The 25,812-nt window shown below is 62.3% G+C and carries 27 protein-coding genes and 1 tRNA gene; 20 read left to right on the forward strand and 8 right to left on the reverse strand.

What is annotated here, in order from left to right; genetic code table 11:
• Positions 1-25 precede the first annotated feature (25 nt).
• The 10 genes from E5W70_RS00230 to glpK all read left to right on the forward strand — a co-directional run bounded on the left by E5W70_RS00230 (position 26) and on the right by glpK (position 11,813).
• Positions 26-1,399 (forward strand): pyridoxal-dependent decarboxylase, encoded by a 1,374-nt coding sequence (locus E5W70_RS00230; RefSeq protein ID WP_292653469.1) that lies wholly within the window; start codon positions 26-28, stop codon positions 1,397-1,399.
• 128 nt (positions 1,400-1,527) lie between these two features.
• Entirely contained in the window at positions 1,528-2,295 is a 768-nt protein-coding gene (locus E5W70_RS00235) for a DeoR/GlpR family DNA-binding transcription regulator (protein ID WP_023674889.1), read from the forward strand.
• A 125-nt stretch (positions 2,296-2,420) separates the two neighbouring features.
• Positions 2,421-3,947 (forward strand): glycerol-3-phosphate dehydrogenase, encoded by a 1,527-nt coding sequence (glpD, locus tag E5W70_RS00240; protein ID WP_292653470.1) that lies wholly within the window; start codon positions 2,421-2,423, stop codon positions 3,945-3,947.
• 39 nt (positions 3,948-3,986) lie between these two features.
• A complete protein-coding gene (locus tag E5W70_RS00245) occupies positions 3,987-5,066 on the forward strand; it encodes an ABC transporter ATP-binding protein (protein ID WP_292653471.1) in 1,080 nt (359 codons plus the stop codon).
• Between the two features lie 9 nt (positions 5,067-5,075).
• Positions 5,076-6,143 carry an ABC transporter ATP-binding protein gene (locus E5W70_RS00250; RefSeq protein WP_292653472.1) on the forward strand — a complete coding sequence of 356 codons (1,068 nt, stop codon included), beginning with the start codon at positions 5,076-5,078 and terminating at the stop codon, positions 6,141-6,143.
• Position 6,144: 1 nt separating this feature from the next.
• Positions 6,145-7,011, forward strand: a complete 867-nt coding sequence (locus tag E5W70_RS00255; RefSeq protein ID WP_023674893.1) for a sugar ABC transporter permease — start codon at positions 6,145-6,147, stop codon at positions 7,009-7,011.
• A 1-nt stretch (position 7,012) separates the two neighbouring features.
• A complete protein-coding gene (locus E5W70_RS00260) occupies positions 7,013-7,927 on the forward strand; it encodes a carbohydrate ABC transporter permease (protein ID WP_292653473.1) in 915 nt (304 codons plus the stop codon).
• A gap of 173 nt (positions 7,928-8,100) precedes the next feature.
• Positions 8,101-8,367: a DUF2160 domain-containing protein gene (locus E5W70_RS00265; RefSeq protein ID WP_031211283.1), complete on the forward strand. Its 267-nt coding sequence runs from the start codon at positions 8,101-8,103 to the stop codon at positions 8,365-8,367.
• A gap of 78 nt (positions 8,368-8,445) precedes the next feature.
• A complete protein-coding gene (locus tag E5W70_RS00270; protein WP_292653474.1) occupies positions 8,446-10,173 on the forward strand; it encodes an ABC transporter substrate-binding protein in 1,728 nt (575 codons plus the stop codon).
• Positions 10,174-10,319: 146 nt separating this feature from the next.
• The gene (gene glpK / locus E5W70_RS00275; protein WP_292653475.1) at positions 10,320-11,813 is read left to right on the forward strand and encodes a glycerol kinase GlpK; all 1,494 of its coding nucleotides are present in this window, start codon (positions 10,320-10,322) and stop codon (positions 11,811-11,813) included.
• A gap of 78 nt (positions 11,814-11,891) precedes the next feature.
• Here the strand turns inward: glpK and E5W70_RS00280 are convergent, their stop codons facing one another.
• Positions 11,892-12,356 (reverse strand): BA14K family protein, encoded by a 465-nt coding sequence (locus tag E5W70_RS00280; protein ID WP_292653476.1) that lies wholly within the window; start codon positions 12,354-12,356, stop codon positions 11,892-11,894.
• Between the two features lie 309 nt (positions 12,357-12,665).
• On the opposite strand from E5W70_RS00280, the gene E5W70_RS00285 reads away from it, so the two are divergent.
• Positions 12,666-12,741 (forward strand) — tRNA-Lys (locus tag E5W70_RS00285).
• Positions 12,742-12,828: 87 nt separating this feature from the next.
• On the opposite strand, the gene E5W70_RS00290 is transcribed toward E5W70_RS00285, so the two are convergent.
• The 5 genes from E5W70_RS00290 to E5W70_RS00310 are packed head-to-tail and all read right to left on the reverse strand — an operon-like array spanning position 12,829 to position 17,287.
• Positions 12,829-13,224 carry a hypothetical protein gene (locus E5W70_RS00290; protein WP_292653477.1) on the reverse strand — a complete coding sequence of 132 codons (396 nt, stop codon included), beginning with the start codon at positions 13,222-13,224 and terminating at the stop codon, positions 12,829-12,831.
• Between the two features lie 46 nt (positions 13,225-13,270).
• Positions 13,271-14,395: a DNA-processing protein DprA gene (gene dprA / locus E5W70_RS00295; protein WP_292653478.1), complete on the reverse strand. Its 1,125-nt coding sequence runs from the start codon at positions 14,393-14,395 to the stop codon at positions 13,271-13,273.
• Positions 14,392-14,979: a glycerol-3-phosphate 1-O-acyltransferase PlsY gene (gene plsY, locus E5W70_RS00300; RefSeq protein ID WP_292653479.1), complete on the reverse strand. Its 588-nt coding sequence runs from the start codon at positions 14,977-14,979 to the stop codon at positions 14,392-14,394. Before plsY ends, dprA begins: the two co-directional genes overlap by 4 nt.
• A gap of 59 nt (positions 14,980-15,038) precedes the next feature.
• The gene (locus tag E5W70_RS00305) at positions 15,039-16,325 is read right to left on the reverse strand and encodes a dihydroorotase (RefSeq protein WP_292653480.1); all 1,287 of its coding nucleotides are present in this window, start codon (positions 16,323-16,325) and stop codon (positions 15,039-15,041) included.
• Complete coding sequence (locus E5W70_RS00310; protein ID WP_292653481.1) at positions 16,322-17,287, reverse strand: aspartate carbamoyltransferase catalytic subunit; 966 nt, start codon at positions 17,285-17,287, stop codon at positions 16,322-16,324. The genes E5W70_RS00305 and E5W70_RS00310 overlap by 4 nt, the downstream gene beginning before the upstream one ends.
• Positions 17,288-17,442: 155 nt before the next feature.
• Between E5W70_RS00310 and E5W70_RS00315 the strand changes: the two genes are divergently transcribed.
• The 3 genes from E5W70_RS00315 (at position 17,443) to E5W70_RS00325 (ending at position 20,097) form a co-directional block, all read left to right on the forward strand.
• Positions 17,443-19,071 (forward strand): DNA alkylation response protein, encoded by a 1,629-nt coding sequence (locus E5W70_RS00315; RefSeq protein WP_292653482.1) that lies wholly within the window; start codon positions 17,443-17,445, stop codon positions 19,069-19,071.
• 160 nt (positions 19,072-19,231) lie between these two features.
• A complete protein-coding gene (locus tag E5W70_RS00320) occupies positions 19,232-19,786 on the forward strand; it encodes a hypothetical protein (RefSeq protein WP_292653483.1) in 555 nt (184 codons plus the stop codon).
• Positions 19,786-20,097 (forward strand): DUF6105 family protein, encoded by a 312-nt coding sequence (locus tag E5W70_RS00325; RefSeq protein WP_292653484.1) that lies wholly within the window; start codon positions 19,786-19,788, stop codon positions 20,095-20,097. Before E5W70_RS00320 ends, E5W70_RS00325 begins: the two co-directional genes overlap by 1 nt.
• Here E5W70_RS00325 and ruvX read toward each other — a convergent pair.
• A complete protein-coding gene (gene ruvX / locus E5W70_RS00330; RefSeq protein ID WP_292653485.1) occupies positions 20,064-20,549 on the reverse strand; it encodes a Holliday junction resolvase RuvX in 486 nt (161 codons plus the stop codon). The two genes, E5W70_RS00325 and ruvX, sit on opposite strands and share 34 nt — an antisense overlap.
• A gap of 116 nt (positions 20,550-20,665) precedes the next feature.
• Between ruvX and E5W70_RS00335 the strand changes: the two genes are divergently transcribed.
• The 6 genes from E5W70_RS00335 to E5W70_RS00360 all read left to right on the forward strand — a co-directional run bounded on the left by E5W70_RS00335 (position 20,666) and on the right by E5W70_RS00360 (position 25,032).
• Positions 20,666-21,373 (forward strand): metal-dependent hydrolase, encoded by a 708-nt coding sequence (locus tag E5W70_RS00335; RefSeq protein ID WP_292653486.1) that lies wholly within the window; start codon positions 20,666-20,668, stop codon positions 21,371-21,373.
• A gap of 24 nt (positions 21,374-21,397) precedes the next feature.
• Entirely contained in the window at positions 21,398-21,814 is a 417-nt protein-coding gene (locus E5W70_RS00340) for a hypothetical protein (protein ID WP_292653487.1), read from the forward strand.
• 76 nt (positions 21,815-21,890) lie between these two features.
• Positions 21,891-22,178: an Asp-tRNA(Asn)/Glu-tRNA(Gln) amidotransferase subunit GatC gene (gatC, locus tag E5W70_RS00345; protein WP_292653488.1), complete on the forward strand. Its 288-nt coding sequence runs from the start codon at positions 21,891-21,893 to the stop codon at positions 22,176-22,178.
• A gap of 7 nt (positions 22,179-22,185) precedes the next feature.
• A complete protein-coding gene (locus E5W70_RS00350; RefSeq protein WP_292653489.1) occupies positions 22,186-22,644 on the forward strand; it encodes a GNAT family N-acetyltransferase in 459 nt (152 codons plus the stop codon).
• Complete coding sequence (locus E5W70_RS00355; RefSeq protein ID WP_292653490.1) at positions 22,644-24,209, forward strand: amidase family protein; 1,566 nt, start codon at positions 22,644-22,646, stop codon at positions 24,207-24,209. The genes E5W70_RS00350 and E5W70_RS00355 overlap by 1 nt, the downstream gene beginning before the upstream one ends.
• 28 nt (positions 24,210-24,237) lie before the next feature.
• Positions 24,238-25,032 carry a YdcF family protein gene (locus tag E5W70_RS00360; protein ID WP_292653491.1) on the forward strand — a complete coding sequence of 265 codons (795 nt, stop codon included), beginning with the start codon at positions 24,238-24,240 and terminating at the stop codon, positions 25,030-25,032.
• Here the strand turns inward: E5W70_RS00360 and E5W70_RS00365 are convergent.
• Positions 24,981-25,724, reverse strand: coding sequence for a DUF599 domain-containing protein (locus tag E5W70_RS00365; RefSeq protein ID WP_292653492.1), 744 nt, complete (start codon positions 25,722-25,724; stop codon positions 24,981-24,983). The two genes, E5W70_RS00360 and E5W70_RS00365, sit on opposite strands and share 52 nt — an antisense overlap.
• Between the last annotated feature and the right edge of the window lie 88 nt (positions 25,725-25,812).

Raw genomic sequence — 25,812 nt, forward strand, 5'->3', positions numbered from 1 at the left:
TCGATGAGGCGCTACGGAGGCGAAGATGAATAGCAACGAATTCCGCGAATGGTCGCTGCGAGCGGCTGAATGGGGCGCCGACTACAGAAACAGCCTTCGCGAAAGACCGGTGCGGCCGCTTGTCGAGCCGGGCGAAATCTTCAAAAGCATCGACGCCGCGCCGCCGGAAGACGGCGAAACGATGCAGGCAATCTTCGCCGATTTCGAACAAAAGATCCTGCCGGGCATGACGCACTGGCAGCATCCGCGTTTCTTTGCCTATTTCCCGGCCAACGCGGCACCGGCCTCCGTCGTGGCCGAGTATCTGGTTTCCGCCATGGCTGCGCAATGCATGCTCTGGCAGACCTCGCCGGCGGCGACCGAGCTCGAGATGCGGGTCGTCGACTGGATGCGGCAGGCGCTTGGTCTGCCGGCGGGATTCTCCGGCGTCATGCAGGATTCGGCTTCATCGGCGACGCTTGCCGCCGTGCTGACCATGCGTGAGCGCGCGCTCGACTGGCAAGGCAACAACAGCGGCCTGCAAGGCCAGCCGGTCGTGCGGGTCTATTCTTCCGACCAAGTCCATACTTCCATCGACCGGGCGATCTGGGTGTCGGGCATCGGGGAGGTGAACCTCGTGCGCATTCCGGTCGCGGGACGCTTCCGCGCTATGCAGACGGCGGCTCTGGAAGCGGCGATCGTCGCCGACCGCGAAAACGGCATGCTGCCGGCCGGCATTATCGCCAGCGTCGGCGGCACCAGTACCGGCGGCATCGACGATGTCGCGGCTGTTGCCGCGGTGGCGAAGCGGCACGGGCTCTACCTGCATGTCGATGCCGCATGGGCCGGCTCCGCCATGATCTGCCCCGAGTTCCGGCATTTCTGGGCCGGCGCCGAACATGCGGATTCGATCGTCTTCAATCCGCACAAATGGCTGGGCGCACAGTTCGATTGCTCGATGCAATTCATCCGCCAGCCGGAAGACCTCGTGCGCACGCTGGCGATCAAGCCCGAATTCCTCAAGACGCATGGCCGCGACGGGGTCATCAACTACTCCGAATGGTCGGTGCCGCTCGGCCGAAGGTTCCGCGCGCTGAAACTTTGGTTCCTGCTGCGTGCGCATGGCTTGGAAGAGGGCCTCGCCGCCTGGCTGGCTCGGGAACCGGATTTCGAGATCGTCACGGAACCGATGCTGTCGCTATTCTCATTCCGCCATCTCGCGGCTGCGGGCGTCGACCTTGACGAGCACAATTTGCGGCTGGTCAGCGCGATCAACGATGACGGCCGCATCTACCTGACGCAGACCCGGGTGGACGGGCAGGTGGCGATCCGCTTTCAGGTCGGGCAGTTCGAAACGACTGTGGCGGACGTCGATACTGCGTTCGAGGTCATCACTGAGATCGCGCGGAGCCTGAGTTGATAGCCTCGTCCAGATTGCGCCGGAGCTTTTCTCTCTGCAGTCGCCCGATGTTCATTAGCCGGCTCATACCTGTTCATGGCTTTCGTTTTCAGCTATAGACGAGAAAAACGAAAATGAGAGGTTGCTAGATGTATCTGTCGCCGCGTCATTCCGAAATCATCCAGATGGCCAAAGATCATGGCCGCGTACTGGTCGAGGAGTTGGCGACGCATTTCAACGTGACGCCGCAGACGATCCGCAAGGATCTCAACGATCTCTGCGACCAGCGGCTTTTGTCCCGCATTCATGGCGGGGCATTGTTCCCGTCCGGCATCGAGAACATGGAATATGAGGCTCGGCGTAAGATCGCCGCCGAGGAGAAGGAGGCGATCGGTCGCGCAGCAGCCCGGCTGATCCCGGACAACGCGTCTCTGTTCATCAATATCGGGACCACGACGGAAGCTGTCAGTAAGTCGCTGCTCGATCACAGCGGCCTGATGGTCATCACCAATAACATCAATGTTGCCAACAGGATGCGCATATATCCTTCGATCGAGGTGGTAATCGCCGGCGGTGTCGTGCGCGGTTCCGACGGCGGTGTGGTCGGCGAGGCAGCGGTCGATTTCATCAGGCAGTTCAAGGTCGATTTTGCGGTGATCGGCGCCTCGGCCATCGACCATGACGGCGCACTGCTCGACTTCGATTTTCGTGAGGTGAAGGTGGCTCAGGCGATCATCGCCAACGCCCGGCATGTGATCCTGGTGTCGGACCAGACCAAATTCGAGCGCACCGCGCCCGTCCGCATCGGCCATCTGTCGCAGGTCAACACCTTCATCACCGATCGTTGCGACATCCCGTCGGTGCGCAAGATCTGCCAGGAGGCAGAGGTTCAGCTGATCGAAACGTCGCTCTCTTAGAGGTGCCGTTGCGACATCTGTCGCCAACCATATTTCGTTTGACATTCGTTATCATTTCGAAATAATTCCCGTACGGTTTCGCAAGAACCCAAAAATGCTGCAATGCGAAATCGAGGGAGGACTCTTTGGGCGCATCACCGATCCATGACATTTTCGTCATCGGTGGCGGCATCAATGGCTGCGGCATCGCCCGCGATGCCGTTGGGCGGGGCTTTTCGGTCTTTCTTGCCGAGATGAACGATCTGGCCAGCGGAACTTCTTCGGGTTCGACCAAACTGATCCATGGCGGCTTGCGCTATCTCGAATTCTACGAATTCCGCCTGGTGCGCGAAGCGCTGATGGAACGCGAGGTCCTGTGGAGGAACGCGCCGCATATCATCTGGCCGATGCGCTTCGTGCTGCCATACGCCAAGGGGCTGCGTCCGGCCTGGCTGATCCGGCTCGGGCTTTTCCTCTACGACCATATTGGCGGGCGCAAATTGCTGCCGCCGACGAAAACCTTGGACATGGCCAAGGATCCGGCCGGCAAGCCGCTGAAGCCGCTGTTTCGAAAGGCGTTCGAATATTCGGACGGTTGGGTCAACGATGCCCGGCTGGTTGTGTTGAATGCCCGTGACGCCACTGAGCGCGGCGCTATCATTCGAACCCGTACAAGGGTCGTCAGCGCCCGACGTGAAGGCAATCTCTGGACGGTCAGGCTTGAAAACGTGCGGACCGGCGATACCGAGGAGGTCAAGGCGCGGCTGCTGGTCAATGCCGCGGGCCCGTGGGTCGACCAGGTTCTTTCGGCCACCGTCGGCCTGAACGACGTGCACAATGTCCGCCTCGTGCAAGGCAGCCACATCGTCGTTGGCAAGAAATTCGACGACCCACGCGCCTATTTCTTTCAGAACAAGGACGGGCGCATCATTTTCGCCATCCCCTACGAAGACGAGTTCACGCTCATCGGCACCACCGACCGGGACTATCCCGGCGATCCGCACGACGTCAGGATCAGTGATGCCGAGATCGACTATCTCTGCGCTGCGGCAAGCGAATATTTCGCGCAGCCGGTCAAGCCGTCGGATATCGTCTGGACCTATTCCGCGGTGCGCCCGCTCTACGATGATGGCGCCTCAAAGGCGCAGGAAGCCACGCGCGACTATGTGCTGAAGGCCGATGGAGGCGAGGGTGCCGCCCCGATCGTCAACGCCTTTGGCGGCAAGATCACCACCTACCGCCGATTGTCGGAATCAATGCTCGAGAAGATCGAGGGTTTTCTCGGCAAGCGAGGCAAGCCATGGACAGCAAACACGCCGCTGCCCGGCGGTGACTTTCCCGTCACCGGCTTCGATGGCGAGGTAGCGAAACTGAAAACGGCGTACCCGTTCCTCGACGCGCGGCTGGCCCGCCGGTTGACCCGGCTCTATGGCACCCGCGCAAGGAAGCTGCTGGGCCTCGCCAAGTCGAACGCCGATCTTGGCCGCAACTTCGGCGCCGATCTCTACGAGGCCGAGGTGCGCTACCTCGTCGAAAACGAATGGGCGATGACTGCCGAGGATGTATTGTGGCGCCGGACCAAGCGCGGCCTGCGTCTCAGCCGTGAGCAGGCGGCAGTGCTCGACGAGTTCATGCGCGGAATAAGCCGGCAGCACGTAGCGGCTGCCGAATAGGGACGGCCGACTGATGCAGAAAGCCTGGGAGGAGGCATCATGCTTGAACTGAGAAACGTGACGAAGACGGTGGGTGCGGCGGAACATATCCGCGACGTCTCGCTGACGCTTCAGCACGGCTCGCTCAACGTCCTGCTCGGGCCGACGCTCTCCGGCAAGACCAGCCTGATGCGGCTGATGGCGGGCCTCGACGTGCCGACCTCCGGCTCGGTCCGGTTCGATGGCAAGGATGTCACCGGCATGCCGGTGCAAAAGCGCAACGTCGCCATGGTCTACCAGCAATTCATCAATTATCCGGCGATGACGGTCTACGAAAACATCGCCTCACCGCTGCGGGTGGCCGGCACGGATCAGGCAACGATCGACAGGGAGGTGCGCAATGCCGCCGCCCTTCTCAAACTCACGCCCTATCTCGACCGCACGCCTCTCAGTCTGTCGGGCGGCCAGCAGCAGCGCACCGCGCTGGCCCGCGCCATCGTCAAGAATGCCAGCCTCGTGCTGCTCGACGAGCCGCTCGCCAACCTAGACTACAAGCTGCGCGAAGAATTGCGCGCGGAACTGCCGAAGGTCTTCGCGGCCGCCGGCACGATCTTCGTGTATGCCACGACCGAGCCGCACGAGGCCTTGCTGCTCGGCGGCAACACGGCGACGCTTTCCGAAGGCAGCATCACCCAGTTCGGGCCGACCATCGAAGTGTTCCGCAAACCGGTCGATCTGGTGACGGCGAGAACCTTCGCGGATCCGCCGCTCAACACCATTGTGCTTGCCAAGAAGGGCCTGGATTTCCTGCTCGAGGGCGGCGTGAAATTGCCGGTGCCGGCCGAACTCTTCGGCATTGCCGATGCGATCTATACGATCGGCTTCCAGCCTCATCATCTTTCCCTCGATCGGCCCAACGCCGCCGCAGTGCCGGTGCGCGCAAAGGTGACGATCACTGAGATCACGGGATCGGAAAGCTTCATCCATCTCGATTTTGCCGATGCGCGCTGGGTGATGCTGACCCACGGCATTCGTGACTTCGAGCCGGACGAGGAGGTCGAGGTGTTCATCGACCCGCGCCACATCATGGTCTTCGACGAGCACGGCCGCGCCGTGGCCGCGCCGAAGCTGGCGGCTTAGGAGGAAGCGATGGCGCGCATCGATGTCAATCATATCCGCCACACCTATCTGCAGAACCCGCGCACGGATGCCGATTTTGCGCTGAAGGAAGTGCACCACACGTTCGAGGACGGCGGCGCTTATGCGCTGCTCGGCCCATCCGGCTGCGGCAAGACTACGCTGCTCAACATCATTTCGGGATTGCTGCATCCCTCGCACGGCCAGCTGCTGTTCAACGGCAGGGACGTGACCAATCTGTCGACCCAAGAGCGCAACATTGCCCAGGTGTTCCAGTTCCCGGTGATCTACGACACGATGACCGTCTACGACAATCTGGCGTTCCCGCTGCGCAATCGCGGCGTGCCGGAGGCCGACGTCGACCGCAAGGTGCGCGAGACGCTGGAGATGACCGGGCTGGCCGATATGGCCAAACGCAAGGCGCGCGGACTGACCGCCGACCAGAAGCAGAAAATCTCGCTCGGACGCGGGCTGGTGCGCTCCGACGTCAATGCCATCCTGTTCGACGAGCCCTTGACCGTCATCGACCCGCATATGAAATGGGTGCTGCGCTCGCAGTTGAAGCAGCTTCACCGCCGCTTCGGCTACACCATGGTCTATGTCACGCACGACCAGACCGAGGCGTTGACCTTCGCCGACAGGGTGGTCGTCATGTATGACGGCGAAATCGTGCAGATCGGCACACCGGCGGAGCTGTTCGAGCGCCCGCGTCACACCTTCGTCGGCTATTTCATCGGCTCGCCCGGCATGAATGTCATGCCGGTGGCGATCGACGGCAAGACCGCGAAGCTGGGCTCGCAGCAGATCGAACTGCCGGGCGTGCCCAAGGCGGGCGGCGGCGCCATCGAGCTCGGCATCCGTCCCGAATATGTGCGCCTGGGAAGCCAGGGCATGGCGGTCCGGGTCAGCAAGATCGAGGACGTCGGCCGCCATAAGGTGGTCCGTGCCAATCTCGAAGGGCGCGAGATCGCCGCCGTCATCGGCGAGGACGAGACAGTTCCGGCCGATCCGAAGGTGCGGTTCGACCCGGCCGGCATCAACATCTATGCCGATTCCTGGCGCGTCGAGATGGGAGCCTGAAGTGGAAAAGACCTGGAACAACAGAGCCTGGTTCCTGGTGCTGCCGGTGCTGCTGCTGGTGGCGTTCTCGGCGGTCATACCGCTGATGACGGTTGTCAATTATTCGGTGCAGGACACTTTCGGCAACAACGTCTTCTTCTGGGCCGGCACCGAGTGGTTCGAGGAACTGCTTTCCTCCAGCCGCTTCTGGCAAGCGATGATCCGCAACCTTGTCTTCTCCTTCATCATCCTGGCGATCGAAGTGCCGCTCGGCATCTTCATTGCGCTCAATATGCCGAAGAAGGGTTGGGGCGTGCCGGTTTGCCTTGTTTTGATGGCGTTGCCGCTGCTGATCCCATGGAACGTCGTCGGCACCATCTGGCAGGTGTTCGGGCGCAACGACATTGGCCTGCTCGGCTATTACGTCAACGCGCTCGGCATCGACTATAATTATGTGCAAGACCCTTATGACGCCTGGGTCACGGTCATCATCATGGACGTCTGGCATTGGACCAGCCTCGTCGTTCTGCTCTGCTATGCCGGCCTGGTCTCGATCCCGGATGCCTTTTATCAGGCGGCCAAGATCGACGGTGCCTCGCGCTGGGCGGTGTTCCGTTACATCCAGCTGCCGAAGATGAACCGCGTGCTGCTGATCGCCGTGCTGCTGCGCTTTATGGATAGCTTCATGATCTACACCGAACCGTTCGTGGTGACCGGCGGCGGACCCGGCAACTCGACGACCTTTCTTTCGATCGATCTCGTCAAGACGGCGCTCGGCCAGTTCGACCTCGGCCCGGCGGCGGCTATGTCGCTGGTCTACTTCCTTATCGTCCTGTTGTTGTCATGGGTGTTCTACACCGTGATGACCAATTACGACGCGGAGCGCTGAGATGAGCCGCGCTGACGAAAGAGCCGACAGAGTGAGCGAGACGACAGCTTCGCAAGGATTAGCCAGCACGCTGCGGCAGGACGAGATCGCGCGGCTGATGCGCCGTCGCGGCGAGGAGTCGCGTTGGTGGTGGATCGTGCCGACGCTCTACATCATCGTTCTGCTTTTGCCGATCTACTGGCTAATCAATATGAGCTTCAAGACCAATGGCGAGATCGTCTCGTCGCTGACGCTCTACCCGCACGCACCGACATTGGCGAATTACCGCACCATCTTCACCGACGCGTCCTGGTATTCGGGCTACATCAACTCGATCACCTATGTGGTTATGAACATGGTGATTTCGGTGGCCGCAGCACTGCCTGCTGCCTACGCCTTTTCGCGCTATCGCTTCCTCGGCGACAAACATCTGTTCTTCTGGCTGCTGACCAACCGCATGGCGCCGCCGGCGGTGTTCGCGCTGCCATTCTTCCAGCTTTATTCGGCCTTCGGCCTTATCGACACCCATATCGCCGTGGCTCTGGCGCATTGCCTGTTCAACGTGCCGCTGGCGGTGTGGATCCTCGAAGGCTTCATGTCGGGCGTGCCGAAGGAGATCGATGAGACCGCCTATATCGACGGCTATTCGTTCTCGCGCTTCTTCATCAAGATCTTCATGCCGCTGATTGCGAGCGGCATCGGCGTGGCGTGCTTCTTCTGCTTCATGTTCTCGTGGGTCGAGCTGCTGATCGCCCGCACGCTGACGACCACGGACGCCAAGCCGATCGCCGCGACCATGACCCGCACCGTTTCGGCCGCCGGCATGGATTGGGGGCTGCTCGCCGCAGCCGGCGTGCTGACGCTGATTCCCGGCGCGCTCGTCATCTGGTTTGTGCGCAACTACATCGCCAAGGGCTTTGCCCTGGGGAGGGTATGATGGAGCAGGTCGACAGAAGCCCCTGGTGGTGGGCCGTGCTGTTTCTCGCCCTGGTCGTCGTGGCCTGGGTGGCACTTCAAATCGATTTCGTGGCAATAACGGTAGGCTTCAGCGATCCGGCCAATATCCGCCTGTGGGGATTTAACCTCTCGTCCAACCTCGATTTTTCGTGGATGGCCTGGACGTGGCCGACCGCGGCCTTCTTTGGAACCATCTTTCTGCTGCTTTGCGGCATGGCGGCGTGGGAATACGTCTCGCCGGGCGGCAATCCGCGCGTCGGCGTGCTGCGCTTCGAAACGACGCGCGGCGACCGCCTGTTCCTGTCGCTGCTTGGCAGCGCCTTTATCCATCTCGCTTGGCTGGGTCTAGTCGGACCCAATCTGTGGTGGGCTCTCGCTCTCTCCGTGGTCTACGCCGTCGGCGTGTTCCGCTACGTATAGAGGGGGAAACTGTTGGAACGGCGGCGTGCCGGCCGCCGATCCAGATCGCACTTTGAACTTTAACAGTGGAGGAAATACATGCGACGGCAATTCTTGACATCAACAACTGCGCTTGTCCTGTTGCTCGGGGCAAGCAACGCCTATGCCGGAATGGACGAGGCCAAGGCCTTCCTGGACAAGGAAATCGGCGACCTGTCGACGCTCGACCGCGCCGGCCAGGAAGCCGAAATGCAATGGTTCATCGATGCCGCGAAACCTTTCGCCGGCATGGATATCAAGGTGGTTTCCGAAACCATCGCCACGCATCAGTATGAATCGCAGGTGCTGGCGCCGGCCTTTACAGCCATCACCGGCATCAAGGTTACGCACGACGTCACCCAGGAAGGCGACGTCGTCGAGAAGATCCAGACCCAGATGCAGACCGGCCAGAACCTCTATGACGGCTGGGTCAACGATTCCGATCTGATCGGCACGCACTGGCGCTACCAGCAGGTGCGCAACCTGACCGACTGGATGGCAGGCGACGGCAAGGATGTCACCAACCCGAATCTCGACCTGAAGGATTTCATCGGCACCTCGTTCACCACCGCGCCCGACAAGAAGCTCTACCAACTTCCCGACCAGCAGTTCGCGAACCTCTACTGGTTCCGTTACGACTGGTTCAACGACGAGAAGAACAAGGCGGACTTCAAGGCCAAATACGGCTACGACCTCGGCGTGCCTGTCAATTGGTCGGCCTATGAGGACATCGCCGAGTTCTTCACCGGCCGCGAGATCGATGGCAAGAAGGTCTACGGCCATATGGATTATGGCAAGAAGGACCCGTCGCTCGGCTGGCGGTTCACCGACGCCTGGCTGTCGATGGCCGGCAATGGCGACAAGGGCATTCCAAACGGTCTGCCTGTCGACGAATGGGGCATCAAGGTCGACGAGAATTCGCGTCCGGTCGGTTCCTGCACGGCGCGCGGCGGCGACACCAATGGTCCGGCTTCCGTCTACTCCATCCAGAAGTATCTCGATTGGCTGAAGGCCTATGCACCGGCGGAAGCCCAAGGCATGACCTTCTCCGAATCGGGGCCAGTTCCGGCGCAGGGCGCGGTTGCCCAGCAGATCTTCTGGTACACCGCCTTCACCGCCAGCATGGTCGACGCCAGCGCCAAGGCCGTGCTGAACGACGACGGCACGCCGAAGTGGCGCATGGCGCCGTCGCCGCATGGCGTCTACTGGAAGGACGGCATGAAGCTCGGCTATCAGGACGTCGGTTCCTGGACGCTGATGAAGTCGACGCCGACCGACCGCGCCAAGGCCGCCTGGCTCTACGCGCAGTTCGTCACCTCGAAGACGGTCGACGTGAAGAAGAGCCATGTCGGCCTGACCTTCATCCGCGAGAGCACGATCCACGACAAGAGCTTCACCGAACGTGCGCCAAAGCTCGGCGGCTTGATCGAGTTCTACCGCTCGCCGGCGCGCGTCCAGTGGTCGCCGACCGGCACCAACGTGCCGGACTATCCGAAGCTGGCACAGCTCTGGTGGCAGGCGATCGGCGATGCTTCGTCGGGCGCCAAGAGCGCGCAGGAAGCGATGGACTCGCTCTGCGCCGAGCAGGAAAAGGTGATGAGCCGCATCGAGAAGTCGGGCGTTCAGGGCGATATTGGCCCGAAGATGGCCGAAGAGCATGACCTCGCCTACTGGAACGCCGACGCGGTCAAGAAGGGCAATCTCGCTCCTCAGCTCAAGATCGAGAACGAGAAGGAAAAGCCGGTCACCATCAACTACGACGAGCTGGTGAAGAGCTGGCAGCAATAGGACCGTTTGATGCGGGCGTCCGCGCCCGCATCGCCATGCTCAGGGGAGGCGGCATGTTGCCGTCTCCCCTGTTTGCGTGAACGGCTCCGCGCCATCTGGCGTCGAGACACCGTAGCACCTTTGAATTCGCTTCGACGGGAGAGAGAATGACCGGATACATCCTTGCAATCGACCAGGGAACGACATCGAGCCGGGCGATCCTGTTCGACGACAAGATGATGGTCGTCGGCAGCGGGCAAAAGGAATTCACCCAATATTATCCGGCGTCCGGCTGGGTCGAGCACGATCCCGAGGAGATATGGGCAAGCGTCGTGGAAACGGTGAAGGCCGCGCTGAAGACAGCCGACCGCAACGCAGCGGAAGTCGCCGCGATCGGCATCACCAACCAGCGCGAAACAGTCGTCATCTGGGACAAAGAGACCGGCAAGCCGATCCACAACGCGATTGTCTGGCAGGACCGCCGCACCGCGCCGCTATGCCAGAAACTGAAGAAGCTGGGGCTGGAGAAGAAATTCACAAAAAAGACCGGCCTGCTACTCGATCCCTATTTCTCTGGCACCAAGATCGCCTGGATGCTGGACAAGGTGAAGGGCGCCAGAAAACGCGCCGAGAAGGGCGAACTGCTGGCCGGCACCATCGACAGTTTTCTGATTTGGCGCCTGACTGGCGGCAAGGTCCACGCCACTGACGCCACCAATGCCTCGCGCACACTGGTCTACAACATCGAACAAAACGCCTGGGACGACGAGCTGCTGGCCATTCTTGGCATACCTGCAAGAATGCTGCCGCAGGTGAAAGATTGTGCCGATGATTTTGGAATCACAGACAAAAGCCTGTTTGGTGCAGAGATCAGAATCCTCGGTGTGGCCGGCGACCAGCATGCGGCGGCGATCGGCCAGGCCTGTTTCGATCCGGGCATGATGAAATCGACCTACGGCACCGGTTGCTTCGCGCTGCTCAACACCGGCAGCGATCTGGTGCGTTCGAAGAACCGGCTTTTGACCACCATCGCCTATAGGCTGAACGGCAAGACCACCTATGCACTGGAGGGCTCGATCTTTATCGCCGGCGCCGCCGTACAATGGCTGCGCGACGGCATCAAGGTGATCGGCAAGGCCGAGCAGAGCGGCAAATTGGCGGCGGAAGCCGATCCAACGCAGAACGTCTATCTGGTGCCGGCTTTCGTCGGGCTCGGCGCACCGCACTGGGATGCCGAGGCGCGCGGCGCCATCTTCGGGCTGACCCGCAATTCGGGGCCGGCGGAATTTGCCCGCGCGGCACTGGAATCCGTAGCGTTCCAAACGCGCGATCTGCTTGATGCCATGCGCAAGGACTGGAAGGGCGCCTCGGTCCAGACCGTGCTCAGGGTCGATGGCGGCATGGTGGCGTCGGACTGGACCATGCAGCGGCTGGCCGACATTCTCGATGCGCCGGTCGACCGGCCGACAATTCTCGAGACGACTGCACTCGGTGCGGCTTGGCTGGCCGGCTCGAAGGCGGGTGTCTGGCCGAAGGCCGCGGAATTCGCCAGGAGTTGGGCGCTCGAGCGCCGGTTCAAGCCGGACATGGATGCTTCGACACGTGCCGCCAAGCTGGCAGGTTGGCGCCACGCTGTGCGCAGGACGCTAAGCATGCGATAGGCAGGGATGCCACCAGATTCGCACTAATGAAAAACCCGCGCCGTTTCGGGCGCGGGCTTGCAGCCTCTAAGCTAGGACTCAGTAAGGCGACCGGCACTGCCGGCGCGGACCGTAGTTGGGCTGGTAAGTGTTGTCAGAAGCGCGATAGCTCCGATAACGGTCATAGCACCACTGCACATGGGCATCGCCACGATAGACACGATTCTGGCTGTTGACGATGGCGCCCGTAATCAGCGCTCCGGTGGCGAAGGCTGCCAGGGGGAACCAGTAGTCACCGTGACGGCGATAGCCGCGACGATATTCGCGATAGCCGCGATGGCCACGCCAATACATGCCGTCCTCACGCGCAAAACTGCGCCGCGAGAAATCGCGGTTGAAACTCCTGTGCCTCCGCCACGGCTCGTACTGGACGGTCTGGACATTCGAGGTGAGCCCCTGGGCAGGGGGCGCATAGCTGGGCTGAGCGTTGACTGGCACGATCTCCGCGGCAGCGAATGAGATCGAAAGGGTGGTCGCCAGCAGGCACGACATGATCCTATTCATGATCTTCTCCTTGAAACGCGTGTCCCTTGTCGCGGAAAAACGGGCAGGCTGCGCAAATTGTTCCGCTAAAAATCCCAAGTTGCTGATCTGCAAAGGTTCTCCCGATTCGCTGCTTGCGCTTGTGCCGCAAAGCGCTAGCTTCGGCCTTGCGCGAGAGGGAGGCAGTTCCGTCAACGCCGAAGTGCACCGCACGGCATGCATGACACGGCAGGAAAGTCCGGTTTGGGAGCCGTCTTTTTCCGGTTGACCGGCAGAGGCACTCTCCCTATGTTCCGCGCAATTTCGAGGGCGGCCTTTCTGAGCCCGCGGGAGCGCGTAGCTCAGCCGGTAGAGCAACTGACTTTTAATCAGTAGGTCATGGGTTCGAATCCCATCGCGCTCACCATCAATAAAATTGTACGGCCGGAGACATGGGTAACAGTTTGTACCTAAGACATGGGTGACAACCTCGTGCCGAACGCATGCAGTGGCCTTAGCCGCCCGCGCCATCGTCCATCATCGTGCCGGTGAGTGCCTCATAGGCATTGCTGCACAGCTGTGAATGCGGACAATCCTTCACGATAAGCACTGGCACCACAGTGAGAACCGCTGCGGCAAGGATTTGCAGGAAAAGACCGAGGGCGCTCACCTTCCTGCCGAACGCGCCGGCCAGGAAAAAGTAGAGACCCTGGGCCATGCAGGCTGCCGTCAGAATGCCCAGAAGCGTGCTGGTCGCTCTTGCGAAGGGCGTTATGTAGCCGTCGGGAAAACCCGACATCCCGAGATCCATCGACCATTGCAGCGCCAGCATGACGCTCAGCGCTGACCAGACAAGGGTCGTCGTACGAGCGAACAGCGTCTGCTTTGGTTTGTTGCTCGAATCGGCCATCGGGATCACAGCGGAATTGCTTGCCGGGACATGCGCAAGCTCTCGGTCAGATCAGTGAGACGTTGCCGCCGGCATGGCGTTCGAGCCGGCCGGCGAGGTCGAGCTCCAGCAGCACCATGAACACTTGAGCGGGATGCAGGCCGGTGTGGCGGATGATCTCGTCGACTGCTACCGGCGTCGGGCCGAGCGCCTCGACGACGCGGTCGCGGTCGTCCTCGCGCGGCGGCGGCGTTGCCGAAAAGTCGGGCGGCTCTTCGAGCGGCGATGTCCTTGGCGTCCAGACGCCGACCAGCGGCGCGATCGCACTGGTGATATCGGCGGCCTCGGTGACAAGAGTGGCGCCGTCCTTGAGCAGGCCATTGGTGCCGGCGGCGCGCGGATCGAGCGGCGAACCGGGAACGGCGAAAACCAGGCGGCCCATCTCGCCGGCCAGCCGGGCGCTGATCAGCGAGCCGGAGCGCTGTGCGGCCTCGACCACGACCAATCCCAATGCAGCACCGGCGACGAGCCGGTTGCGGCGCGGAAAATCCTGTGCGCGCGGCTGCCAGCCAAACGGCATTTCGGAAATGATGGCGCCGCCACGCTCGGCGATCTCGTCGCACAGGCCGGCATTTTCGGGCGGGTAGGGCAAATCGAGGCCGCCGGCGAGCACGCCGATCGTGCCGGTCGAAAGGCTGCCCTGGTGCGCGGCCGTATCAACGCCGCGCGCCAGGCCGGAGACAATGCCATAGCCGTCGCGGCCGAGATCCGTCGCCAGCATCCGCGCCATCTTGATGCCGGCCAGCGATGCGTTGCGAGCGCCGACGATGGCGACCGCTGGCAAGCGGAACACCGCACTGTTGCCCCTGACCGCGAGCAGCGGCGGCGGATGATCCATGCTTTTCATCAGCGGCGGATAGTCCGCCTCGCCGATGCCGACAAAGCGGGCGCCCGCACGCCTGGCTGCCTCCAGCTCCGCCTCGGCCTCGGCAATGGACGGAATGCGGGCGATTTTTTTGGCGCCACCCGAAATCATCAGCTCCGGCAGGATCGATAACGCTGCTTCGGCCGAACCGAACCGGTTGATCAGGTCGCGAAAGGAAGCCGGGCCGACATTCGGCGTACGGATCAGACGAAGCCAGCTCAGCCGCTGCCGGTCGCTGAGGCGCGGCCCGGCATTGGGCTCGCTCACTCCTTGGCCCCGATCTTACCCTCGGTGCCGGCAAGCAGCCGCGCAATGTTGGCGCGGTGCTTTACGATGACGATGAGGCTCATTGCCGCGAAAAGCCCGGCAATCTGCTGCGTGCTCAGGAAATACAGGGCCACGGGCACGACCACCGCTGCCGTCAGTGCCGCAAGCGAGGAGAAGCGGAACAGGAAGGCCACCGCCAGCCAGACGACGGCGAAGATCAGCGCCCCCTGCCAGGCAAGGGCGATCAGCACGCCAAGGTACGTGGCGACACCCTTGCCGCCCTTGAAGCCGAGCCAGACCGGAAAGAGATGGCCTAAAAACGCGCCGAAGCCGGCCCAAAGTCCGAGCTCGGGCGCAAAGCGGCCTGCGATCAGCACCGCCGCGGTGCCCTTCAGCGCATCGAGCAGCAGCGTGGCCGCGGCCAAGCTCTTGTTGCCGGTGCGCAGCACATTGGTGGCGCCGATGTTGCCGGAGCCGATGTTGCGCACGTCGCCGAGGCCGGCGGCACGGGTGATCAGCAGGCCAAACGGAATCGAGCCGAGAAGATAGCCGAACACCAATGCCAAGACGGGACTGTAAACCATTGTTCCCCCCCGAACTTTCCTTGGCCGAGCGGATTTAAAGACGTGACGGCCGCTCCGTCCTACGCCGAAAACACTGTGCGGCCCGACACCATCGTTTGCAAGACCTTGCCTTGCAGCCGCGCGCCTTCGAAACAGGTGTTTTTCGAGCGCGAGCGGATGCCGCTCTCGCTGACGACCCATGGCTCGTCCAGATCGACAAGCGCAAGATCGGCCAACGCGCCCGGTTTCAGTGTGCCGCCGGGCAGGCCGAACAATCTTGCCGGCGCGGTCGACAGTGTTTCGACCAGCCGCAGCAGCGTCACGTCGCCATTGTGATAGAGCCGCAGCGCTGCGCCCAGCAGCGTTTCCAGCCCGATGGCGCCGGCCGCGGCATCGGCAAAGGGCAGGCGCTTGGTGTCGACGTCTTGCGGGTCGTGGGAGGAGACGATGAGGTCGATGGTGCCGTCCTTGATCGCTTCGATCATCGCCAGCCGATCTTCCTCGGCGCGCAGCGCCGGCGTCAGCCGGAAGAAGGTGCGGTACTCGCCGACATCGTTCTCGTTGAGCGACAAATTGTGGATCGACACGCCTGATGTGACGTTGGCGCCATCGGCTTTCGCGCGTGCTACCGCGTTTGCCGCCATAGCCGTCGAAATCTTGGCAGCGTGATAGGCGCCCCCGGTCAGCCGAGCCAACGCGAGATCGCGGTCCAGGGGAATCGATTCGGCTTCGCGCGGAATGCCGGCAAGGCCAAGCCAGCTTGCGTAAAGGCCTTCGTTCATGACGCCGGCCGAGGCGAGATCGGCGTCCTGGGTTTCATGCGCGATGATGCCGCCGAAATCGCGCGCATAGGTCAGCGCGCGGCGCATCACCAGCGCGCTGGCAATAGAATGGCGGCCGTCGGTGAAGGCGACCGCGCCGGCCTCGCGCAGCAGGCCGAATTCGGTCATCTCGCGGCCTTCCAGCCCCTTGGTGATCGCTGCCGCCGGAAAGATGTTGACGATTGCAGTGTCCTTGGCGGTGCGCAGTACGAACTCGACCAATGCGACATTGTCGATCACCGGGTCGGTATCGGGCATCATGACGACTGAGGTGACGCCGCCGGCCGCCGCCGCGATGCTCGCCGAAGCAATGGTCTCGCGGTGTTCGCCGCCGGGTTCGCCGATGAAGACGCGCGCGTCGATCAATCCGGGGATGATAGTCTTGCCGGCGCAGTCGATGATCGTGGCGCCTTCGGGCGCGCCCTGGTTCAAGGCCGCCTTGCCGGCCGCAACGATTTTGCGGCCTTCGACCATGACGGTACCGACCTCATCGATGCCGCGCGACGGGTCGACAATGCGGGCTCGGCTGAAGATCGCTATGCTCATGCGCCGCGGCCCTCGTGATTTCGACGGGGATCGAGCAGTGCTTCCATCACCGCCATACGTACGGCGACGCCCATCTCAACCTGTTCCTGGATGACGCTTTGAGGGCCGTCGGCGATCTCGGAGGCGATCTCGACGCCGCGGTTCATCGGGCCGGGATGCATGACCAGCGCGCCATCCTTGGCCGCTTTCAGCTTCTCGGCGTCGAGGCCGAAATAGCGGAAATATTCGCGCACCGACGGTACGAAAGCGCCTTCCATGCGTTCGCGCTGCAGGCGCAGCATCATCACCACGTCGGCGTCCTTCAGACCCTCGGCCATGGAACGGGTGACGATGACGCCCATCTTCTCGATGCCGGAGGGCAAAAGCGTCGAAGGGGCGACGACCCTGACCTGGGTACCAAGCGCGTTGAGCAGGATGATGTTGGAGCGCGCCACGCGCGAATGCAGGATGTCGCCGCAGATCGCCACGATCAGCTTCGACAGCTGACCCTTGGCGCGGCGGATGGTCAGTGCGTCGAGCAGCGCCTGGGTAGGGTGCTCATGGGCGCCGTCGCCGGCATTGACCACCGAGCAGCCGACTTTTTGGGCAAGAAGTGCTGCCGCACCGGCCGATTGATGGCGGATGATCAATATGTCGGGACGCATGGCGTTCAGCGTCATCGCCGTATCGATCAGCGTTTCGCCCTTTTTCACCGAAGAGCTCGCTACGGACATGTTCATGACGTCGGCGCCGAGCCGTTTGCCGGCCAGCTCGAACGACGATTGCGTCCGGGTCGAGGCTTCGTAGAAGAGATTGATCTGGGTGCGGCCGCGCAGCGTCGATGTCTTCTTGTCCGACTGCCGAGAGATGGCAACGGCCCGGTCCGCCCGGTCGAGCAGAAGCTCGATATCGGCGGGGGAAAGATCGCGGATGCCCAGAAGATGGCGGTGGGGATAAAGTGGCAGGGACGATGCGTCGGTCATCTCAAGTCGCTGCTATAGGGGGGAGGCCTCGCGGCTGCAAGCACCGGCTTGGGATTGGATTGGTTCTCCCCGGTATTTTCGTCGCGCGCCGTTGGCCATAGGCTATAAACCGCCTTGGCTTTGGATTCGCAGCCTTCAGGTGATAAGGACGAAGCGTGACTGACGACGTGACCAACCAGCCGCCGCCGCTGGCCGGCGGCAACGCCTGGCGGGGCGATCCGTTGCTGATCCAGCTTGCCGAGCGCTTTTCCGATCCGGTCCGCAAGGACCTCGACGGGCTTGGTCGTTTCGTTCTGACCCATGAGGCGCAGGAGTTGGCCCGTCTTGCCAATGTCGAGACGCCGAAGCTCAGGACCCATGATCGCCAGGGCCGGCGCATCGACCAGGTCGAGTTCCATCCCGCCTATCACGCGCTGATGCGCCGCTCTGTTGCCAACGGGCTGCATTCGTCGGTCTGGGAGAATGGCGATGCCGAGATCGGCCGTCGCCACCAGGTGCGTGCCGCGCGCTTTTATCTCACGGCTGAGCTCGAGACCGGGCATCTCTGCCCGATCACCATGACCAGCGCTTCGCTGGCAGCCCTGATGGCCAGCCCGAAGCTGTTTCGCGAATGGGCGCCTCGGGTGACGACGCGGAAATACGATCAAAGCCAAAAGCCGCCGGTCGAAAAGGCCGGGCTGACACTCGGCATGGGCATGACCGAGAAGCAAGGCGGCACCGATGTCCGTGCCAACGTCACCAGGGCCGAGCGGGCCGGCAGTGGGTTTTATCGCCTGACCGGCCACAAATGGTTCATGTCGGCGCCGATGTCGGATGCCTTCCTGGTGCTCGGACAGGTGCCGGAGGGACTGTCGTGCTTTCTCGTGCCCCGCTTGCTTGGCGACGGATCCGGCAACGGCTTCCGTTTTCAACGGCTGAAGGACAAGCTCGGCAATCGATCCAATGCCTCGTCGGAGGTGGAATTCGTCAATGCCATCGGCGAGATGGTTGGCGAGCCCGGCGCCGGCGTGAAGACGATCATGGACATGGTGACCCTGACGCGGCTCGACTGTGCCGTCGCCTCGTCGGCGATCATGCGGGCCGGACTGGCCGAGGCTGTCCACCACACGCGCCACCGCAAGGTGTTTGGAACCAATCTGATCGAGCAGCCGCTGATGCAGCGTGTGCTGGCCGATATGGCGCTGGACGTTGCCGCCGCTACCGCGCTGTCGTTCCGGCTGGCGCGCTCCTTCGACGAGGCAGCCGGCGACCGCGGCGAGGCGGCCTTCGCCCGCGCCATGACGCCGGTCGTCAAATACTGGGTCTGCAAGATCGCGCCGCCGCTGCTCTATGAAGCAATGGAGTGCCTCGGCGGCAACGGCTATGTCGAAGAGGGGCCGCTCGCCCGCTACTATCGCGAAGCTCCGGTCAACGCGATCTGGGAAGGTTCAGGCAACGTCATGGCGCTCGACGTGCTACGTGTGCTGGGGCGTGCACCCGGCCTGTTCGATGACGTGCTGTCGGGCATCGACCGCGATCTCGGTGCAGGCGGACGCGGCACCGTCGGCGTGCTCAAGGCGGCAATGCAGGTCGCGGCTACCGACGAGGGCTCGGCGCGGCTGTTGACAGAACAATTGGCATTGTCGGCGGCGGCGGCAGAGCTTCGCAGGCTGGGGGCAGGGCGGATCGCCGACGCCTTCGTCGAAACGCGCCTCGCCGGCCAGTGGCGCAATACCTATGGCATGATCGATTCGCGCCATGATGCGCGCATGATCATCGATACGCTCTACCCGCCGATCAACTAAGTGCCGTCGCCCAATTCGCTGCCGCTCTCGCGCCGCCTGTGGATGGCCGTTAACCTTAACGAATGGTTTCCATTGCGGCGACCGGTGGCAAAGCCCAGTGTTATGGTTAAGGCAAGGATTGTTCAGCTTGAGCGGCTTTGCCCTGCGAAGCAGGAGCGTCATGCGGCATATTCTGAGCTCTTTTCTGGCATTGCATTGGGCGGCCGTTTTCGCCCTGCTGGCGTTCATCTGCATCGACGGAAATCGAGGCGTCGCGACGGCCCTTGGCGTGCTCGGCGTTCCCGTCCAGAACACTCGATTTGCCGATCTCGAAAACGCCGTCGTCGTGGCGCCGCTCGCCGTGGCACTGCTTGTCGTCGCGGTGCTGTTCTGCTGGGCCTTTGTTGAAGCACTGACCAGCGACGCGACCAACCCGGACCCCGCCGACAGCGTCGTGCGGATCGCCTTCATCTCCGCCTTGGGCGTGCTGTCGCTGATAGTCATCGGCGGCGCCGCGCAAGGCATCAATGGGCTGTTCATGGTTGTCGCGGTGCAATTGGCGGCACTTCTGGCGTCCTATGTCGCGATGCTCGCCGAGCGGCGGTCGGCCGTTGCCGCGGCAGTTCCAGGAACCGGCGAAATCCGAGCGGCCGCGCATGTCATGGCCAAGGCAGCGGCGCATAATTCCTCGCTTGCCCGCATTTCCGGCCGGCTGGATTCGAGGGATGACCGCTAATGCGCACCTTGTTCGCGCTGTGGGCGGCTCCGCTCCTCTTGTTTTGGGGCTGGTTCTTTCTGTCGCTCAACGACATCAATTTCGGCTATGTCATGCTGAGCCGCCAATTGCACGATCTCGTCTTCCAGCTCTATGGACAGATGCTCGGCGTCGATCCCGCGCTCATTCCGGGCATGGTGGCAAAAGCTTGCGTATTCGACGGGCTGCTGCTGATGGCGTTCTGGGCATTTCGCCGCCGCAAGGCAATCGGCGGCTGGATCACGACGATGCGCAACCGCTATTTCGACCAGGCATCGACGCCGAGCGCCTGAAGGCGGTCGAGAACGCCCTGCAAGATAAAAGCGGCCGCCGCAGAATCGATCTTGCCGGCGCGTTTCTTGCGGGAAAAATCCATCTCGATCAGCGTCCGCTCGGCCGCCACCGTCGACAGCCTTTCGTCCCAAAAGACGAACGGCAGATCGGTCAATCCAGCCATATTGCGCACGAAAGCGCGGGATTTTTGGGCGCGCGGGCCTTCCGAGCCGTCCATGTTGATGGGGAGGCCGATCACCGCGGCGCCGGCATTTTCCTTCTGTAGCAGAGCGAGCAGCACTGCGGCATCGAGCGAGAATTTCCTGCGCATGATGACAGGGCGCGGGTGCGCGAAGGACAAGCCACGGTCGGAAACCGCCACGCCGATCGTCTTGTCGCCGAGGTCGAGACCGGCCAGGGTTTTGCCGCCGCCGAGCCGGGCCGGCAACTCCTCGATGGTGATGATGCCCAACGGCTTTTCCTTTGACCGCGACGCCGCACGTCCTATACGCGCAAAGCGTGCGTGGCACTTTAATTTCGCCGTCGGCGTTCTATCCTCTACCGAAACAAAAATCGAGGAAAGCATTGATGAGACTGACCTGGTACGGACATTCGGCATTCCGAATCGAAATCGAAGGCGCGAAAATCCTGATCGACCCCTATCTGGTCGGCAACCCGTCGTGGACGGGCGGCTGGGAAGGGCCGGCCGAAGGGATCACGCACGTGTTGCTTACCCATGGCCACAGTGACCACATCAGCGGCGCCATCGAAGTGCTCAAGAAGAGCGGCGCGATGCTGGTCGCCAATTTCGAGATTTGCATGTACCTGGTCGGCAAGGGCGTCGGTGACAAGCAGATCAATCCCGGCAATATCGGCGGTACGGTCGATTGCGGCGGCTTCACCACCACCTTCGTTCAGGCTCTGCATTCATCGTCCTTTCCGGGCGAGGGTGGCCAGAATACCTATCTCGGCAATCCGGGTGGGCTCGTCCTGCACTTCCCCGAGGACAAGACGCTTTATCATATGGGCGACACCGATATTTTTTCCGACATGGCGCTGATCAACGAGTTGCATGAACCGAAGATCGGCATCGTGCCGATCGGCGACCGCTTCACCATGGGTGGCGCGGTGGCAGCCCTTGCCTGCCAGCGTTTCTTCAAGTTCGAGACCGTCGTTCCCGCCCACTTCGGCACGTTTCCGATGATCGATCAGACCGCCGACAAATTCGTGGCCGGGCTGGACGGAACAGGTGTGAAAGTGGCGTTGCCGAAGATCGGCGAGACGATTACGCTGTAAAGAAAGCCGGTCCGGAACGATACGATGCGCTTGAGAAATTCTCTTTGCATTTCCATGCTGGTTGCCGCGTCGCCGACGCTGGCCGCGGAGAATTTCATCGAGGGCGTCTATCTGCAATCGGAGGACCTCTGCGCGCAGGCCAAAAAGGATACGCTGCAGACGGTGATCGAGGGTGGCAATATCGTGCTGTCGGCAAATGGCCTGGAAAGCATCGAATATAATTGTGAATTCCTGCAGATCACCAAAGCGACACGCTCACCAAGCTGGGCGGTGACCGCTATATGCCAGGAGCCGGGCTACGTCTTTCCCGATGTTCTCTCACTGACACAGATGAGCCCGAAGCAGATCGACCTGGTATCGGTTCGGCCTGCCACCGACGAAGGCGAGCAGAGCGGCAACGGCGGCAGTTATTTCCTCTGCGACGGCGTGGCGATGCCATAGGGCAGTTGTCGGCACGATGCATGTTGCGCGGCACGCGCTGCGCCGCTATAGCGCTGGTTTTCCCCGAGGCACGAACATGTCCGTTGATATAAAAACCGTGAAGCGCGTCGCGCATCTTGCCCGCATTGCGGTGAGCGAGGAGGATGCAGAGCGCATGACCGGCGAACTGAACGCCATTTTGGGCTTTGTCGAGCAGTTAAACGAGGTCGATGTTTCCGGCGTCGAGCCGATGACCTCGGTCACGCCGATGGCAATGAAAAAGCGCCAGGACGGCGTCACCGACGGCGGCAAGGCAGCCGACATCGTCGCCAACGCGCCGGCGACCGAAGAGAATTTCTTCCTTGTGCCGAAGGTCGTGGAGTAGCAGGCCGATGGCAATCGAGATCGCCGCGGAGACGCCGCTGCAGGACGATGTGCGCGGGCTGGTCGAGGAGCTCAATGCCACATTGCTGGAGCTGACGCGGCCGGAGCATTGCTACCATTTGACGGTCGAGCAGATGGCGGACCGCGACACGACCGTCTTCATCGCCCGCGACAACGGCCTTGCCATCGGTTGCGGCGCATTGAAGCGCCACGATGCTGTCGTAGGCGAGGTCAAGCGCATGTATACGCGACCTTCGCATCGCGGCCGCAAGATCGGCGCCAAGATTGTCGAGCGTATCGAGGCGCTGGCGCGCCAAGAAGGGCTTAAGCGTCTGGTGCTGGAGACGGGCGACCGTCATCCCGCCGCCTGGACCGTCTACGAACGAGCTGGTTTTTCGCGTTGCGGCCCGGTGCTGAATTATCCCGATTCTGAGTGGTCGGTGTTTTACGAAAAGAGCCTTGCCTGATGAGCGACCTGACCCAGCTGACGATTTCGCAGGCCCGCGCCAAATTGCGCTCCAGGGAGATCACCGCCACCGAAATCACCGAGGCTTATCTGTCGGCGATCGAGCGAGCCAATCCGGCGCTCAATGCTTATGTCGTGGTCACCGACGACAGGGCGCGCGACATGGCCAAGGCCTCCGACGCGAAACTGGCCAAGGGCGAGGGCGGGTCGCTCGAGGGTATCCCGCTCGGCATCAAGGATTTGTTCGGCACCGAAGGCGTCCACACCCAGGCCTGCAGCCATGTGCTGGATGGCTTCAAGCCGCGCTATGAATCGACTATCACCGCCAATCTGTGGGCGGATGGCGCCGTCATGCTCGGCAAGCTCAACATGGACGAGTTCGCGATGGGCTCGTCCAACGAGACCTCGTATTACGGGCCCGTCATCAACCCGTGGCGGCGTTCGCGCCTCGACACAGTGGTGATGCCGACGACACATCAGGGCGAGGGCGGCTTCGTTTCGGCGGGCGGCACCAGGACCGCGCGCACGTTGGACAATGCCCAACTGGTGCCGGGCGGTTCGTCCGGTGGCTCGGCATCAGCGGTCTCGGCCTTCCTGTGCGCCGGCGCCACCGCCACCGACACCGGCGGCTCGATCCGCCAGCCCGCCGCCTTCACTGGCACAGTCGGCATCAAGCCGACCTATGGCCGCTGTTCGCGCTGGGGCATCGTTGCCTTCGCCTCGTCGCTCGACCAGGCCGGGCCGATCGCGCGCGACGTCCGCGACGCCGCGATCCTGTTGAAGTCGATGGCTTCGGTTGACCCGAAGGATACGACGTCCGTCGACCTGCCGGTGCCGGACTACGAGGCGGCGATCGGCCGCCCGATCAAAGGCATGAAGGTCGGCATCCCAAAGGAATATCGTGTCGACGACATGCCGGCGGAGATTGAGGCGCTGTGGCAGAAAGGCATTGCCTGGCTGAGGGATGCCGGTGCCGAGATCGTCGATATCTCGCTGCCGCACACCAAATACGCGCTGCCGGCCTATTACATTGTGGCGCCCGCCGAAGCTTCGTCCAACCTCGCCCGTTACGACGGCGTCCGCTATGGGTTGCGCGTGCCCGGCAAGGACATTGTCGACATGTATGAAAACACCCGCGCCGCCGGCTTCGGGCGCGAGGTCAAGCGCCGTATCATGATCGGCACCTATGTGCTTTCCGCCGGCTATTACGATGCCTACTATCTGCAGGCGCAGAAGGTTCGAACCCTGATCAAACGTGACTTCGAAAATGTGTTTGCCGCAGGCGTCGACGTCATTCTGACGCCGGCAACGCCGTCCGCCGCCTTTGGCATCGCCGACGAGGACATGGCAGCCGACCCGGTCAAAATGTATCTCAACGACATCTTTACGGTGACGGTGAACATGGCCGGCCTGCCCGGCATAGCGGTCCCGGCTGGGCTCGACGCCAAGGGGCTGCCGCTCGGCCTGCAGCTAATCGGCCGGCCCTTCGACGAGGAAACGCTGTTCCAGACCGCCCACGTCATCGAACAGGCGGCCGGCACACTTCAGCCGGAAAAATGGTGGTAGGATCGTTTCTCATCTGAGGGGGTGAGGGATGTTCTTCTATGTCTCCAAGATTCTATGGTTCTTCGTCCAGCCGTTGAATCTCACGATCTTCCTGCTGCTGGCGGGGCTGGTCGCGGCGATGTTCGGCCGGCGACGGTTGGCGACCGCCGGCAGCGCTCTTGCCTTCCTCATTCTGGCGGTTTCGACATGGAGCCCGCTCGGCCCCATGATGCTCAATCGGCTGGAGGAACGCTTCCCCAGGCCGCCGCTGCCGGAAAAGGTTGACGGTATCATAGTGCTTGGGGGCAGTCTGGATGGCGCCGTCAATCTGGTGCGTGGTGGCTACGAAATGAACTCCAGCGGCGACCGAATGGTCGAGGCGGCCGTGCTGGCGCGGCGGTTTCCGACAGCGAAAGTCGTTATCTCCGGTGGCAGCATCGAAACGTTCCGCGGCGGCGAAGGCGATGCAGATACCGCGCCGCGTCTTTTCGCCGCTTTCGGCGTGGCGGCCGATCGGCTGATCCTCGAGAACAAATCCCGCAACACCTACGAGAATGCTGTCTTTACCAAGGAACTGGTGACGCCGAAACCGGGCGAGACCTGGTTGCTGGTGACCTCGGCCTTCCACATGCCACGCGCCAAGGCGCTGTTCGACAAAGCCGGCTTTTCGACCGTTCCGTGGCCAGTCGACTATCGCACCTCCGGTAGGGAAGGCATCACCACGTTCCCCTATCCCGGCGACTGGCTGGAGGTCAGCACTGTTGCGATCCGCGAATGGATAGGGCTCATCGCCTATTGGCTGTCGGGCCGCATCGATCGGCCTTTTCCCGGGCCGGGCGGCTGACCGAGCACCGCCTGCCGCGCCGCCGAGAAAAATTGGCGGCGCACCAGCACCGCCAGCAGCAGCAGCGTCGATAGCACGAAAACGGCGGGATCGACGAACCAGCCAAGATAGCCAATCGAGAAGAACACGCCGCGCAGGCCCGAATTGAAATGCTTCCCGGCCAGCATGTTCATGCGCGCCGCACGCCAGACTGCCGTTTCGGTGACCGGATTGCGCGACGCCTCGCCATGCGGAATCGGCACGGCGCCGATCAGGATCGAGCAATAATTGAACAGCCGGTAAGCCCAGCCGAACTTGAAGAAGGAAAAGGCCAGGATCAGCACCAACCCGAACACCTTCGTCTGGAACGCCGCGCGTGAGGACGTAGCGCCAAACGGCAGGTCGCTCAGCACGGTCAGAACCTGATCGGAGGCGCCGAGCAGGGCAAAACAGCCGCCGATCGCAATCAGCGAACTCGAGGCAAAGAAGGCGGTTCCCTGCTGCAGGCCGCTCATGATGGCGGTGTCGACGATGCGGATCTCGCGCTCGGCCATGGTCCGCATCCAGGCCTCGCGCTGCGCGTTCATCGCCCTCGTCAGCGACACGCGGCTGACCAGCATTCCGTCTGCGGCGAGCGTATGCAGCACCCACGCGGCAAGGAAGAACCCCAGCGCCGCAGGGTCGGCCATCGATAGATGAAAGGAATCGCTCATGCGTTGCTTTTACCACAGGCGGAGGGGACGCTTCGATGGCCGAAGCTGGAATGTCGCTGCCGGAGCAAACAAGGTCGGCAGGCGCAGC

Source organism: Mesorhizobium sp., from assembly GCF_005063415.1.
GTDB lineage: Bacteria > Pseudomonadota > Alphaproteobacteria > Rhizobiales > Rhizobiaceae > Mesorhizobium.